Source organism: Oceanisphaera sp. IT1-181, assembly GCF_033807535.1.
Lineage (GTDB): Bacteria > Pseudomonadota > Gammaproteobacteria > Enterobacterales > Aeromonadaceae > Oceanimonas.
This window is the reverse complement of the sequence record NZ_CP136856.1, coordinates 2293921-2308748: the sequence shown is the minus strand read 5'-3', so window position 1 is coordinate 2308748 and position 14828 is coordinate 2293921. Positions and strand designations below refer to the sequence as shown.

14 protein-coding genes are annotated in these 14828 nt (G+C 51.1%); all 14 read left to right on the top strand.

The genetic code is table 11. From position 1 onward, the window contains the following. Positions 1-5: 5 nt before the first annotated feature. A complete protein-coding gene (gene fliM, locus R0134_RS10275) occupies positions 6-1064 on the top strand; it encodes a flagellar motor switch protein FliM (RefSeq protein WP_319781823.1) in 1059 nt (352 codons plus the stop codon). Next, complete coding sequence (fliN, locus tag R0134_RS10270) at positions 1061-1483, top strand: flagellar motor switch protein FliN (protein ID WP_319781822.1); 423 nt, start codon at positions 1061-1063, stop codon at positions 1481-1483. Before fliM ends, fliN begins: the two co-directional genes overlap by 4 nt. Beyond that, positions 1483-1857, top strand: a complete 375-nt coding sequence (gene fliO / locus R0134_RS10265) for a flagellar biosynthetic protein FliO (protein WP_319781821.1) — start codon at positions 1483-1485, stop codon at positions 1855-1857. Before fliN ends, fliO begins: the two co-directional genes overlap by 1 nt. Positions 1858-1943: 86 nt before the next feature. Continuing rightward, the gene (fliP, locus tag R0134_RS10260) at positions 1944-2666 is read left to right on the top strand and encodes a flagellar type III secretion system pore protein FliP (protein WP_319784350.1); all 723 of its coding nucleotides are present in this window, start codon (positions 1944-1946) and stop codon (positions 2664-2666) included. Then, entirely contained in the window at positions 2667-2936 is a 270-nt protein-coding gene (fliQ, locus tag R0134_RS10255; protein ID WP_319781820.1) for a flagellar biosynthesis protein FliQ, read from the top strand. 576 nt (positions 2937-3512) lie between these two features. After that, positions 3513-4301, top strand: a complete 789-nt coding sequence (gene fliR / locus R0134_RS10250; protein WP_319781819.1) for a flagellar biosynthetic protein FliR — start codon at positions 3513-3515, stop codon at positions 4299-4301. Continuing rightward, on the top strand, positions 4302-5447 hold the full coding sequence (gene flhB / locus R0134_RS10245; RefSeq protein ID WP_319781818.1) for a flagellar biosynthesis protein FlhB: 1146 nt from the start codon (positions 4302-4304) through the stop codon (positions 5445-5447). Positions 5448-5957: 510 nt separating this feature from the next. Then, complete coding sequence (flhA, locus tag R0134_RS10240; protein ID WP_319781817.1) at positions 5958-8060, top strand: flagellar biosynthesis protein FlhA; 2103 nt, start codon at positions 5958-5960, stop codon at positions 8058-8060. A 28-nt stretch (positions 8061-8088) separates the two neighbouring features. Beyond that, positions 8089-9642 carry a flagellar biosynthesis protein FlhF gene (gene flhF / locus R0134_RS10235; RefSeq protein WP_319781816.1) on the top strand — a complete coding sequence of 518 codons (1554 nt, stop codon included), beginning with the start codon at positions 8089-8091 and terminating at the stop codon, positions 9640-9642. Beyond that, a complete protein-coding gene (locus tag R0134_RS10230) occupies positions 9635-10519 on the top strand; it encodes a MinD/ParA family protein (RefSeq protein ID WP_319781815.1) in 885 nt (294 codons plus the stop codon). The genes flhF and R0134_RS10230 overlap by 8 nt, the downstream gene beginning before the upstream one ends. Then, complete coding sequence (locus R0134_RS10225; RefSeq protein ID WP_319781814.1) at positions 10503-11225, top strand: RNA polymerase sigma factor FliA; 723 nt, start codon at positions 10503-10505, stop codon at positions 11223-11225. The genes R0134_RS10230 and R0134_RS10225 overlap by 17 nt, the downstream gene beginning before the upstream one ends. A 326-nt stretch (positions 11226-11551) precedes the next feature. Continuing rightward, positions 11552-11935: a chemotaxis response regulator CheY gene (gene cheY, locus R0134_RS10220; protein WP_087037896.1), complete on the top strand. Its 384-nt coding sequence runs from the start codon at positions 11552-11554 to the stop codon at positions 11933-11935. A gap of 13 nt (positions 11936-11948) precedes the next feature. Next, positions 11949-12698 carry a protein phosphatase CheZ gene (locus R0134_RS10215; RefSeq protein ID WP_319781813.1) on the top strand — a complete coding sequence of 250 codons (750 nt, stop codon included), beginning with the start codon at positions 11949-11951 and terminating at the stop codon, positions 12696-12698. 9 nt (positions 12699-12707) lie between these two features. After that, positions 12708-14828 carry a chemotaxis protein CheA gene (locus R0134_RS10210; RefSeq protein WP_319781812.1) on the top strand — a complete coding sequence of 707 codons (2121 nt, stop codon included), beginning with the start codon at positions 12708-12710 and terminating at the stop codon, positions 14826-14828.

The following is a 14828-nucleotide window of genomic DNA, read 5'->3' as shown; positions in this document are numbered from 1 at the left end:
GAATCGTGAGCGATCTATTATCTCAGGATGAAATTGATGCCCTGTTACACGGGGTAGATGATGTAGAAGATGAGTCGGCCGGTAATGCGGGCGGCGTTTCTATGTTCGATTTTTCCTCTCAAGATCGCATCGTGCGTGGGCGCATGCCGACCCTTGAGATGGTTAACGAACGTTTTGCCCGCCATATGCGCATCAGCTTATTTAATATGATGCGTCGCACCGCCGAAGTGTCGGTGAATGGCGTGCAAATGATTAAGTTTGGCGAATACGTGCATTCGTTATTTTTGCCCACCAGTTTAAACATGGTGCGCTTTCGGCCGCTTAAAGGCATAGGTCTGGTGACCATGGAAGCGCGCTTGGTGTTTATTTTGGTGGACAACTTTTTTGGTGGCGACGGTCGTCATGCCAAAATTGAAGGTCGTGAATTTACGCCTACCGAGCGACGCGTGATTCAATTGCTGCTCAAATTGGTATTTGAAGATTATAAAGAAGCTTGGGCGCCGGTCATGGATGTGGAGTTTGAATACTTAGACTCAGAAGTGAACCCGACCATGGCCAATATCGTCAGCCCCACGGAAGTGGTGGTGGTGAGCTCGTTTCATATTGAGCTGGATGGCGGCGGCGGTGATTTTCACGTCACCTTGCCCTACGGCATGCTGGAGCCCATTCGTGAGCTGCTGGATGCGGGGGTACAAAGTGACAAAGGTGAAAATGACTTGCGCTGGAGCAAGGCGCTGCGTGATGAAATTCTCGATGTGAAAGTGGATATGTCGGTGCGGCTGTTAGAAAAAGAGCTGAGCCTAGGCAATATTATGGAGCTTAAAACTGGCGATATTATTCCCATCGATATGCCTGAACATTTATTAGTGTCCGTAGAAGGCTTGCCGAGCTTTCGTGGCCAATTGGGTCGCTCGCACGATAAAATGGCGGTGCGGATTAATGAAAAGATTAAGAAGCCAGACACCGTTAAAAACGAACTCAATCAGGTAACGCGCCGCGGTATTCGCATTGACGGTGAAGCCGAATTAGCAGAATTAGAAAGAACGATCGAGGATGCATCATGAGTGATGAACAAAACGAGATAGATGACGTTTGGGGCGAAGCCATGGCCGAGCAGAGCGTTAAAGAAAGCCAGCCGGAACAAGATGATGCAGGCTCGGTCAAGCCCGTAGAGCTGGATGATTTTAACGTCAGCAGTAATAAGCCGTTGTCTGGCGACGAAAGACGCAAGCTGGACGCCATCTTAGATATTCCTGTGACTATTTCGATGGAAGTTGGCCGCACTCAGATCAGCATTCGTAATCTGTTGCAGCTTAACCAAGGCTCGGTAGTGGAGCTGGACCGTTTAGCGGGTGAGCCGCTGGATGTGATGGTTAACGGCACCTTGATCGCCCACGGCGAAGTGGTGGTGGTGAACGACAAGTTTGGTATTCGACTGACCGATGTGATCAGTCAAACCGAACGTATTAAAAAGCTTAAATAATGCGCGCATTTCTTATCTTATTGCTGTTGCCTACTGCAGTGCTGGCGGAAGGGCCAGAAATTAAGTGGGACTCATGGGCCTTATCCTCTTTATTAGTGATTGGTGCCATTTTAGTGCTTGGCTGGATCTTGCGCCGTTTGCGTGGTGCGGCACTATTGGGCGGCAGCCGTCAGCTGAAAATAGTAGCCTCATTGGCACTCGGCCAGCGGGAGCGGGTGATAGTGGTGCAAGTGGGCGAAGAGCAATGGTTGCTGGGCGTTACTGCGCAACAGATCTCTCACTTGGGCAAATTAGAACAGCCATTGGTGGTTGAACAGGCGAAAAGTTTTTTGGCGAAACGCAATCCTGAGCCGCTCACCAAGGAAGGGCAATGAGCAGCACGATGAACCTTGGGTTAGCGTCTGGTTTGAGTGGCGGGGTTGCTCGCCTTAAACGGAGTTGGCCAGTCTTACTGCTGATAATGCTACTTATGCTGTTGGCCACCCCTGCTATGGCTCAGCAAGGCATGTCGGCGGTAACCGTGACCACCAATGCGGACGGTAGTCAAGAATACAGCCTGACCTTGCAAGTGTTAGCACTGATGACGGCGCTGTCGTTCTTGCCAGCGATCGTCATTATGATGACGTCTTTCACGCGGATCATCATAGTACTGTCAATTTTACGTCAGGCTATGGGTCTACAACAAAGCCCTAATAACCAAGTGTTGATTGGTATTAGCTTATTTTTGTCGTTTTTTATTATGTCGCCGGTGCTGGATAAAGTGAACGAAACGGCCTTGCAGCCTTATTTAGCAGAAGAGATCACCTCGAAAGAGGCGTTGTCGTTTGCTGAGTTACCGATCCGCGATTTTATGTTGTCGCAAACGCGGGTTAAGGATCTGGAAACCTTTCTTAATATCGCCAATATTCAAGTAGATAGCGAAGCAGAAGTGCCGCTGCGCGTCATCATCCCCGCGTTTGTAACCAGTGAGCTAAAAACTGCCTTTCAGATTGGTTTTATGCTGTTTTTACCTTTCTTGGTGATCGACTTAGTGGTGGCCAGTATTTTGATGGCCATGGGTATGATGATGCTGTCGCCGATGATTATTTCGTTGCCCTTTAAACTGATGCTATTTGTGCTGGTGGATGGCTGGAGCCTAATTATGGGGACACTGGCCAACAGCTTTGGCTTAGGAGCCGGATAAATGAGCCCAGAAGTATTCGTCGATATCTTTCGCAGCGCCCTGTGGCTAGTAACGGTATTGGTATCGGCGGTAATCTTACCCAGCCTCGCTGTCGGTTTAACGGTGGCGGTATTTCAGGCCGCCACCTCCATTAACGAACAAACCTTAAGCTTCTTACCCCGCTTATTAGTGACTCTAGGCGGACTGGCCGTTGGCGCCCACTGGGGCTTTGGCATGTTAATGGACTTCTTCTACGAGATAATCGAACAAATACCGCAGGTGATAGGTTAGCCGAAAGGCGTGAAGGGTTAGGCGTAAAGAGTGAGGGGAGCACCTAAACCTTAAAAAATGGCGGCGGTGTTTTTGTTTATGCCGTCATCCTGGCGCACGTCAGGATCTTGTTTGGCTTTAATGCCAAGAGCGAGATACCGGAGCGAGTCCGGTAAGATGGCCAAGAAAAGTGATGTGTTTTGTTTCTGCCATCATCCTGACGCACGTCAGGATCTTGTTTGGCTTTAATGCCAAGAGCGAGATACCGGAGCGAGTCCGGTAAGACGGCCAAGAAAAGTGATGTGTTTTGTTTCTGCCATCATCCTGACGCACGTCAGGATCTTGTTTGGCTTTAATGCCAAGAGCGAGATACCGGAGCGAGTCCGGTAAGATGGCCAAGAAAAGTGATGTGTTTTGTTTATGCCGTCATCCTGCTGCACGTCAGGATCTTGTTGTGGTTTAGTAGGCGAACACTTGTTCTCGCATTTCAACCCAGGCGGAACGGTTTAAACGTTCAGCTTCAATACCCAAGATTTTTGATTGAGGGCTTGGTGTTATCTCGTTCGCTTCACCCTTCACCATAGTTAAAGGAACCGCGTGAATTTTTCCACTGATCAAATATTGCTGTGGCTGGCTAGCTATTTATGGCCGCTGTGCCGGATCGCCGGCATGATGATGACCATGGTGATGTTTGGCGCCAACCTGACACCTATGTTTAACCGACTGTTACTGGCGGTGGCCATTACCATAGCCGTAGCCCCGGTATTACCGGTGATGCCAGATGTGGCGCTGTTCTCTATTGGTGGCTTTTTGATCACCGCTCAGCAGGTGCTGATTGGCGCCGCGATTGGCTTACTCTCGCAGTTTTTAGTGCAGGCCTTCGTGACCGGCGGCCAAGTGATCGCCATGCAAACCAGTTTGGGTTTTGCCTCCATGGTGGATCCGCTTAACGGCCAGTCCACGCCCGTGGTCGGTCAGCTGTATTTGATGCTGGGCACCTTGCTGTTTTTAGCGCTCAATGGCCATTTGGTGATGATTGAAGCCATAGTGATGAGCTTTGAAACGCTGCCCGTGTCCATGAGTGGCATCAGCGTGGCCAGTTGGCAGCAATTGGCCGGCCTGCTGACGATGCTGTTTTATGCGGCGGTGGCCATGTCGCTGTCGGCAATCGTGGCTATGCTACTGATTAACTTCACCTTTGGCATTATGACCCGTGCCGCACCGCAGCTGAATATTTTTAGTATTGGTTTTGCCGTGAGCATGGTGTGTGGCTTATTTATTTTATGGCTGACGCTGGGTGGCTTCTTAGGCCACTTTGAAAACCAGTGGCATCGCATCCAATTGGTGATGTGCGACACCTTGCTGCTTACCTGTGAAGGGGGCTAAATGGCAGAATCCGATGGTCAGGAAAAAACGGAACTCCCTACGGAGCAACGGCTACGCCAAGCCCGAGAAAAAGGTCAAATTCCCCGCTCTAAAGAGCTAGGCACGGCGGCGGTATTATTGAGCGGTGCCTTTGGCTTAATCATGGTCGGCGATGCGCTGACCGTGGCGCTGTTTAAAGTCTTTAAAGCTAACTTTTCTGTGGAGCGGGCGGTCTTATTCGATCCTGACTCCATGATGCCGGCGTTTCGGGACTCCATATTGGCCCTAACGTGGCCCTTGCTCGGGCTGTTCGCCATTGTGTTGGTGGCCGCGTTAGTGGGCAACAGCTTGCTGGGCGGCATTAACTTTAGCACCCAAGCCATGATGCCCAAGCTAAATAAAATGAGCCCTGCCAAAGGCTTAAAGCGCATGTTTGGCGTGCAAGCTATGGTGGAATTGCTCAAATCAATTGCCAAGGTGGTGTTTATTGCCACGCTTGCCGTTGCGGTGCTGTGGGGGCAATTCGATAATATTTTACGCCTCAGCAATGAGAGCTTACCCGCGGCCATGGTAGAGGCCACGGATCTGGTGTTAAACATGGGACTAGTACTGTGTTTGGCCCTGTTGCCGATTGTAGCCATAGACGTGCCGTTTCAAATATGGAACCACACGCGCCAGCTGAAGATGACGCTGCAAGAAATCAAAGACGAATATAAAAACAGTGAAGGTAAGCCGGAAGTAAAAGGGCGTATCAGACGCCTGCAGCAAGAAATGGCCAACCGGCGCATGATGGGTGATGTGCCCGATGCAGACGTAGTAGTGGTCAACCCGACCCATTTCTCGGTGGCACTGCGTTACGACAAATTTACCCCAGGTGCCGCCCCTAAAGTGGTAGCCAAAGGCCTCGATGAAGTGGCATTAAAAATTCGCGAAATTGCCCGTGAATACGAAATACCGGTGATTTCGTCGCCAGCGCTGACACGGGCCATTTATTTCTCCACTAAGGTGGATGGCGAAATTCCTGATGGCCTGTTTGTGGCGGTCGCCCAAGTATTAGCTTACGTGTTTCAGTTAAATAACTGGCGCAAAGGCCAAGGCCGAAAACCCACCGCCCTAAAAGACGACCTGCCGATCCCTGACGAGTTTAAAGCGGATAGGCCTTTGTAAAGGCAGCGGTAAGCGCCTTTTTTGCCGTCATCCTGATGCCCATCAGGATCTTTTCTTAAATCTATCCAGCCACGCTGGCCCGGCGAATAAATTGATGGCTACAGGGAGCGTGGTTTGTAGGCGCCAATTTATTCGGCGCGGTTTGGTTCTTGATCCTGGTCTTAAACCAATCCAGCTACGCTGGCCCGGCGAATAAATTGCCGGCTACAGGGAGCGTGGTTTGTAGGCGCCAATTTATTCGGCGCGGTTTGGTTCTTAATCCTGGTCTTAAACCAATCCAGCTACGCTGGCCCGGCGAATAAATTGCCGGCTACAGGGAGCGTGGTTTGTAGGCGCCAATTTATTCGGCGCGGTTTGGTTCTTGATATTGGTCTTAAACTAATCCAGCTGCGCTGGCCCGGCGAATACTCTTTGTTTAAAAGAAGGAGCGGCTACGGGGTACGGCGTTTTTTGTTTGGCTCAATTCTTGCATAGTTATCGCTATCTCTCTTTGGTGACAAGTTAGTGGTAATGGCATTTAAGGACAAAGTTCAACAGTTGGGGCCTTGGTCTACTTGGTTTAGCAAGGGCATAGGCACGCCATTATTGGTGTTGGCCGCACTGGGCATGGTGGTGTTACCCATACCTGCGCTGCTGCTCGATGTGCTGTTCTCCTTTAATATCTCTCTCGCCTTGGTCATCTTATTGGTGGCGGTATATAGCAAACGCCCGTTGGACTTTGCCGCTTTCCCGACTGTGTTATTGGTGGCGACCTTGCTGCGGCTGGCGCTGAACGTGGCCTCAACCCGAGTGGTGTTGTTAGAAGGGCACATGGGCGAGGGTGCCGCGGGTAACGTTATTGAAGCCTTTGGTAATGTGGTGATTGGCGGCAACTATGCGGTTGGTTTAATCGTGTTTTTGATCTTAATGATCATCAACTTTGCGGTGGTGACCAAGGGTGCGGGCCGTATTGCCGAAGTGAGCGCGCGCTTTACGCTCGATGCCATGCCAGGTAAACAAATGGCGATTGATGCGGACTTAAACGCTGGCTTAATTAACCAAGATGAAGCCAGAAGTCGCCGCGCTGAAGTCACCCAAGAAGCGGACTTTTACGGTTCCATGGACGGTGCCTCTAAGTTCGTAAAAGGTGATGCCATTGCCGGCATTATGATTTTGTTTATCAATATTATTGGCGGCTTTATTATCGGCATGGCCCAGCATGGGCTGTCGTTTAGTGAAGCGGCAAAAATTTATACCCTGCTCACTATCGGTGATGGCTTGGTGGCACAAATACCCTCTCTCATGCTCTCTATTGCTGCCGCCATTATCGTTACCCGCCAAAACAACAGCGAAGACATGGGTGAAGCCATGTTGGGCCAGCTGTTTGATAAACCTAAGGCACTGTCGATTGCTGCGGGCATCTTGATCATTATGGGGTTAGTGCCTGGCATGCCGCATTTTGCGTTTCTGCTGCTAGGGGGCTTGTCGGCCTTTGCTGCTTGGTGGACCACTAAGCGCAATACCCGCGTGGCCCAAGAGTTGGTGGAGCAAGAGCTAGCACCGTCACCACCGAGTACAGACGTCAAAGAGCTGGGCTGGGACGATGTGGCGCAAGTGGACACCATTGGTTTAGAGGTGGGTTATCGCTTAATAAGCTTGGTGGATCAAGCCCAAGGCGGCGAATTGCTGAGCCGCATTAAAGGTGTGCGTAAGAAGCTCTCTCAAGAGCTGGGTTTTTTAATTCCTGCGGTACATATTCGCGACAACTTAGAGCTTGGCCCCAACCAATATCAAATAACCATGATGGGCGTGAGTTCAGGCTCGGCGGAGATTTATCCCGAACGAGAGCTCGCCATTAACCCGGGCCAAGTATTTGGTCCGGTGCAAGGCATAGACACCCGGGATCCAGCCTTTGATCTGGAGGCCACTTGGATTGCCAAAGACCAAATTGAGCAAGCGCAAAGCTTAGGCTATACCGTGGTGGATGCGGCAACCGTGGTGGCCACGCATTTAAGCCAGTTGCTGACTAACCATGCTTCTGTCTTGCTGGGCCATGAAGAAGTACAAAACCTCATTGACCAAGTGGGCCGCAATCAGCCCAAGTTGGTGGAGGGTTTAGTGCCCAATGTCATGAGCTTAGGCTTGGTGACCAAAGTGTTGCAAAGCTTGCTCCATGAAGGGGTGACCATTCGCGATATGCGCACTATTTTACAGACCTTAACCGAGTACTCGACCAAGAGTCAGGATCCGGAAGTTTTAACAGCGGCGTGTCGTATTGCGCTGCGCCGTTTTATGGTGCAAGAGATAGCCGGCACCGAGCGGGAACTGCCGGTGATCACCTTGGCGCCGGAGTTGGAACAAATCTTGCAGAACTCATTACAAGCAGGCGGCGCTCAGGGCAGCGGCATAGAGCCGGGTTTGGCCGAGCGCATGCAACAATCTTTGGCACAGGCCGCAGCAAATCAAGAGATGGAAGGGCAGCCAGCAATATTACTGACCTCGGGCATGTTGCGCACCACCTTGGCGCGCTTTGTTAAACACACGATTCCTAGTTTGCGGGTATTATCGTATCAGGAAGTGCCGGATGACCGTCAAATCCGCATTGTGGCGTCGGTGGGTGGCCAGCAACAGTAGAGTGCCAGCAGAAGCAGGTGAAACCTAAATGAAAATAAAACGTTTTTTTGCAAAAGATATGCGCTCTGCATTGGCCGAAGTCAAAGAAGTCTTGGGCAATGATGCTGTGATCATGTCCAATAAAAAAGTCTCCGGCGGTATTGAGATAGTGGCGGCGGTGGACGACGACGAAGTTCCCGTTACGCCACTGCAACGGCCGTTGCATGATGATAATGTCAAAATATCGTCACATGCGCGTCAATTTGTCCCCCCTTTGAATGATCAGCAGCAAGCGGAAACCTTGCAGTCGTTGCTGATGCGCGGCCGCCAAGTGCCTTCGCCACAAACTTTAGCCGAGCAAGTGGACTGGAATGATCCGCGATTGACAACTGAGTCTGTGCTAACGGCAGGACTGAGAGCAGGGCGCGAAGAAGGACGCTATGCCGAGCGCGAGACAGCTCGTAGCACCGGGCGTGATGCATTAGATAATTCGTTAGCCGATCGCCGCGCGTTAGACAGCCAAGCCGCCGGCTATGGTCGACGTGAGGGCCGAGGTGCAGCACGAGCTGAAGGCCGTCGCGAGCCAACCTTGAGTCAGCCCCTCTCCTCAGCTCAGCCTCAATTGCATGACAGTCGCGAACATAAGCGTAAAGAATCCGCCAAAGACAAAGAACTGCAGGGCATGCGCCAAGAAATTGCCAGCATTCGTCGTTTACTTGAACACCAAGTTTCAGGGCTAATGTGGCAAGAAGTGGAGCGCCGAGAGCCGGTGCGCGCGATGATCATCAAGCAACTCAACGAGCTGGGTTTCAGCGATGGCTTTGCGGATCAATTAGCGATGCGCATTAACGACCAAGCGCCGGCTCATGAAGCGTGGAGCCAGATTGAAACCGCGCTTAATCAGCAATTGCTGACCGGTGAAGATGAAATATTACGTCAAGGCGGTGCCGTGGCACTGCTTGGGCCTACCGGCGTGGGTAAAACCACTACCATCGCCAAGCTGGCGGCCCGCTTTGCCGCCCGTTATGGCGCCGACCAAATTGCGCTGATCACCACGGATCACTATCGCATTGGTGCCCACGAGCAGTTGCAGACCTATGGTCGCATCATGGGCGTGGTAGTGAAGCAAGCGCGCACTTATCAAGAATTGGCGCAAACTTTGTATCAGCTGCGTCATCGGCGTTTAGTGCTGATTGACACCGCGGGCATGGGCCAGCGCGACTTACGCTTAAACGAGCAACTCGACACCCTAGTGGGTGATAAGCAAATCAAAATTCGTAACTATTTAGTGTTGCCGGCCACGGCGCAGCGGCGAGTATTACAGGAGGCGGTGGATCATTTTCGTCGTATTCCGCTCGCGGGCTGCATTCTCACCAAGTTAGATGAGAGTTTGTCGCTGGGCGATGTATTAGATATCAGCATTCAAAATAGCTTGCCCATTAGCTACATCACAGACGGGCAGCGGGTGCCAGAAGACTTGCGGTTGGCCAACGGACAAGAGTTGGTCAAGCAGGCATTAGGCAGCGTAGAACAGCGTCGAGAAGAACCCTACTACTGGGAATCTTCAGAGTCCGATGAAGGGGATGGGCGTTTTTATGAATAATTGGTTTCAAGACCAGGCAAGTGGACTGCGGCTTATGCAAAAAACCAGCAGAGTACAGGTTATTTCGGTCACCGGCGGCAAAGGTGGTGTGGGCAAAACCAATATCGCCCTTAATATGGCCTCGGCCATGGCGGCTCAAGGCAAAAAGGTGATGGTGTTGGATGCGGACTTAGGTCTGGCCAACGTCGATGTGTTGCTGGGCATTCGGGTGACGCGCAATTTATCACACGTATTGCGCGGCGAGTGCAGCCTTGATGAGGTATTAGTCGAAGGCCCGCAAGGCATGATGATTATTCCGGCTACCTCGGGCAATCAGTCGATGACTGAATTGTCGCCGCTGGAGCATGTGAGCTTAATTCGTGCTTTTAGCGAGATGAAAACGCCCATCGATATTTTATTGGTCGATACGGCAGCCGGTATCTCGGACATGGTACTGAGCTTTTCTCGCGCCGCCCAAGAGGTAGTGGTGATCGTGTGCGATGAGCCCACCTCTATTACCGACGCCTATGCCTTGATCAAGATCTTATCCCGGGATTACGGGGTATTTCGTTTTAAAATCGTCGCTAATATGGTGCGCAGTCAGCGCGAAGGCCAAGAATTGTTTGCCAAGCTCACCCGCGTGACCGACAGATTCTTGGATGCGGCGCTGGAGTTGGTGGCCTGTGTGCCCTTTGATGGCAACTTACGGTTAGCGGTGCGCCGCCAAACCTTGGTGGTTAATCAATATCCTACTTCTCCGTCGGCCATGGCCATTAAGCAGTTGGCCAGTAAAGCCATCAGTTGGCCAGCCCCCGAGCGTGCAGGAGGCCATTTGCAATTTTTCATCGAAAATCTATTAAAACCGCCGGTGGCAGAGACAGATGTCAGGAGCGAATAAAGCACTGGTGTACGCCAGACAACAAGGCAACCAATTGGTGGAGCGCCATGCGGGCTTAGTGAGGCGCATCGCGCACCATTTGTTGGCGCGTTTGCCAGATAGCGTGCTGTTGGATGACTTGATCCAATCGGGCATGGTGGGCTTATTAGAGGCGACCCGTAATTTTGACGCCACTAAAGGGGCGAGCTTTGAAACCTTTGCCGGCATTCGTATTCGCGGTGCCATGCTGGATGAAATTCGCCGTGGCGACTGGGTGCCCCGTTCGGTACATAAAAACAGTCGCGAAGTGGCCGCCGCCATCAATACAGTGCAACGCCGTGAAGGGCGCAATGCCAGCGATCGCGAAGTAGCCGACGAGCTGGGCGTGAGCATGGAGGTGTACAATGCCATGTTGCTCGATACCAGCAATGGCAAAATCTTAGAAATGGATGAATTTGAAACCGGCATCGATGGCAAAGTAGAGCTGAGTCAACATGTGGGTAATCCGTTTGAAGACATGGCCAAACAGCGTTTTCAACAAGCCTTATCGCAACACATTAAGACCTTGCCTGAGCGAGAAGCTTTGGTATTGTCTTTGTATTATGATGAAGAGCTTAACTTAAAAGACATTGGTCAAATTCTTGACGTGAGCGAGTCTCGGGTCAGTCAAATACATAGTCAAGCCATGCACCGTTTGCGGGCCAAATTACACGTTTGGCAAGGCTAGAAAGCAGCGCCGAGCGCCCAGCTCCAAGTGCCCAGCTAAAGATGAGATAAGATCGAAAAGTACCAATGGATTTTGTTAGTAAGAGTAAAGATTAGCCGAGCGTAAGCCCCCTGCGGCTAACTAAAAACTGCTCTTGGTTTTCCTTGGCTCTGGGCGCTTGGCGCTGTTTTGCTTTCTTGTTTGTTAAATGACCATTATCAAGACTAAATCACCATTTAAATATGCTAATCACTCAATATACGATTTAAGTTAAGGTTTACTGGGTCGATATAGTTAATATATTAGCCATGTTCAGCACTTAAAGTAGCTGAAGAAGGAGAAATTGCTTGGACAAAAATATGAAAATCTTGATCGTGGATGATTTTTCTACGATGCGTCGGATTATTAAAAACCTATTACGCGACCTTGGGTTTAATAACACCTTTGAAGCGGATGATGGCCTTACAGCGTTACCCATGCTTAAAAATAGTGATTTTGACTTTGTGGTGACCGACTGGAATATGCCGGGTATGCAAGGCATCGATCTATTGAAAGCCATTCGTGCCGACGAGAAGCTCAAGCACATGCCGGTATTAATGGTGACAGCAGAAGCCAAGCGTGAGCAAATTATTGCTGCCGCCCAAGCGGGGGTAAATGGCTATGTGGTTAAGCCTTTTACCGCTGGCACTCTGAAAGAGAAACTCGAGAAGGTTTTCGAGCGCATCGGATAAAAAAGGCAGCTAGATGGCACTCAATAAAAGTACGGTCAGCCTAGAACAAGCGCGCATTTTAGTCGCTATGTTAGAGCGGGGCGATCAAGACGGCGCCGATCGCTATCTCACCAGCGTGTGTATGCCCCAAGCCAAAGACTTGGTAGAGCAAGTAGGGCAGTTAACGCGTCAATTACATGACTCATTACAAGAGTTCCGTAACGACCCGCGCTTGCCAGAGCTGGCAGAAAGTGAAATACCCGATGCCCGCGAGCGCTTAAGTTACGTTATCGATATGACGGATAAAGCCGCGAACCGCACCATGGATGCGGTAGAGGCTAGCCTGCCGATTGCCGATCGCTTAAGTCATAATGTTGGCAGTGTAATGCCGGGCTGGCGCGATTTAATGGGGCGTCAGTTAGAGCTCAATAAATTTAAAGATTTGTGTTTTGAACTCGATGGTTTCTTAGTGAGCTCGGAAAAAGACGCAGGTCAGTTAAAAGAATTGCTCACCGAAATTTTGATGGCTCAAGATTATCAAGACTTAACCGGTCAGATGATCCGGCGCGTGATTAACTTGGTCCAAGAAGTGGAAGCCAAGTTAGTGGCTATTTTAAAGGTGTTTGGCCGCTTGCCCGGTATGGAAGATGTTCAGCCTGAGCCTAAAAAAGCCCAAGTGGCGGACATTATTGCCGAAGGTCCAATTATGAATAAAGAACATCGTGATGATGTGGTCTCAGATCAGGACGGCGTTGACGATTTGCTATCCAGTTTGGGATTCTAAGGAGAGAACATGGGCTTTGAGGTAGACGAGGATATTCTTCAGGACTTTCTGGTTGAAGCATCAGAAATTCTAGAACAACTGTCTGAGCAATTGGTGACACTAGAGCGCCAACCCGATGATAAAGACTTGCTGAATGCGATTTTTCGCGGCTTTCATACCGTTAAAGGTGGTGCCGGATTTATGTCGCTGACGGCGCTTGTAGATACCTGCCACAAAGCCGAGAACGTGTTCGACATTTTGCGCAACGGTCAGCGCCAGGTGACGTCTGAACTGATGGACGTGATTTTGCGCGCCTTGGATGCGGTCAATCTCATGTTTAGCGAACTGCAAAACAGCGAAGAGCTGACGCCCGCCGAGCCTGAATTACTCGACGAGCTGGAGCGTTATTGCCGACCGGCCAGCGCCGATGAAGTGGCCGCTCCTGTGGTTGCAGAGCAATTAGTTTCAGAACAATTGGTTTCAAAACAAGCAGCTGCCGCTGAGCCAGCGGAGGGCATTGCCGGTCTCGACCAAGCTCAGTACCAGAAAATGTTAAATGAGCTGGACCCGACTCCTCAGCCAGCCAGCCCGAGTACCGCGCCAGTAATCGACCTCAATGGCACGGACGACATTAGCGACGATGAATTTGAAGCACTATTAGATCAGTTGCACGGTGCTGGTAAACACAGCGGTATTCCAGCCTCTGAAGCGAATGAGCCCGCCGCCGCACTTTCAACTCAAGCGCCGTCGCAAACAAGCCCAGCCGCCACCGACGGCATGATAGATGACGATGAGTTTGAAGCCCTGCTGGATCAATTGCACGGCTCTGGCAAAGGTCCGACCTTTACGGCGGATGAAAATGTGAAGCCTGCTGAGCCGCAGGCCAGCGCGCCAGCTCAGATCGCCGCACCTGCGGTTAGCGCTGCAGCTAAGCCGCAAGAAAAACCAGCCGCTAAGGCAGCGCCCGCGCACAGCTCAGCTCCTGAGACCACGGTGCGGGTAGACACCAAAATACTGGATAAAATCATGAATATGGTGGGAGAGCTGGTATTGGTGCGCAACCGCCTGCTGAGCTTAGAAGCCAATCATGATGATGAAAATATTTCCAAAACCGTGGCCAATCTGGACTCGGTAACCGGCGATTTGCAGGGCGCGGTAATGAAAACCCGCATGCAGCCCATCAAGAAAGTGTTTGGTCGTTTCTCGCGGGTGGTGCGTGATATAGCCCGCACCATGAACAAAGAAATTAATCTGGAAATGGTCGGCGAAGACACGGACTTGGATAAGAACCTAGTGGAAGCACTGGCGGATCCTTTGGTGCACTTGGTGCGAAATTCTTGCGACCACGGCATTGAAATGCCCGAGGTGCGTGAGGCGGCCGGTAAGCCGCGCATGGGGACCATTCGCTTAACTGCGTCTCAAGAAGGCGACCATATCTTACTGGGTATCGAAGATGACGGTGCCGGTATGGATCCGGAAAAGCTGAAGAGCATCGCCATTAATCGCGGTATTTTAGATGCAGATGCCGCCGCGCGCATGACCGACAACGAAGCCTATAACCTGATTTTTGCACCCGGGTTTTCGACCAAGGTCGAAATCACCGATGTGTCCGGCCGTGGCGTGGGCATGGACGTAGTAAAAACCGGTATTACCTCGGTGAATGGCTCTATTTATATCGACTCGACACTGGGTAAAGGCACCAGGTTACAAATTAAAGTGCCGCTGACCTTGGCCATTTTACCGACGCTGATGGTATTAGTTGGCCAGCAAACCTTTGCTTTGCCGTTAACCAACGTCGATGAAATTTTCCACCTCGACTTAACCCGCACCAGCATGGTAGACGGCCAGTTGACGATAGTGGTGCGTAACCACGCCATACCCTTGTTTTACTTACAAGACTGGCTATTAAAAGGCGAACGCCGTGCGCGTCAAGAACGCGGACATGTGGTGATCGTCGCCGTGGGTAATCAGCAGGTAGGTTTTGTGGTCGACGGTTTGATTGGCCAAGAAGAAGTGGTGATCAAGCCGCTGGACCGACTGTTGCACGGCACGCCAGGCATGGCGGGTGCCACCATTACCAGTGACGGTGGCATTGCCCTGATTTTAGATCTCGCAGGCCTTATCAAAGCTTACGCACGGCGCTACGTCTAA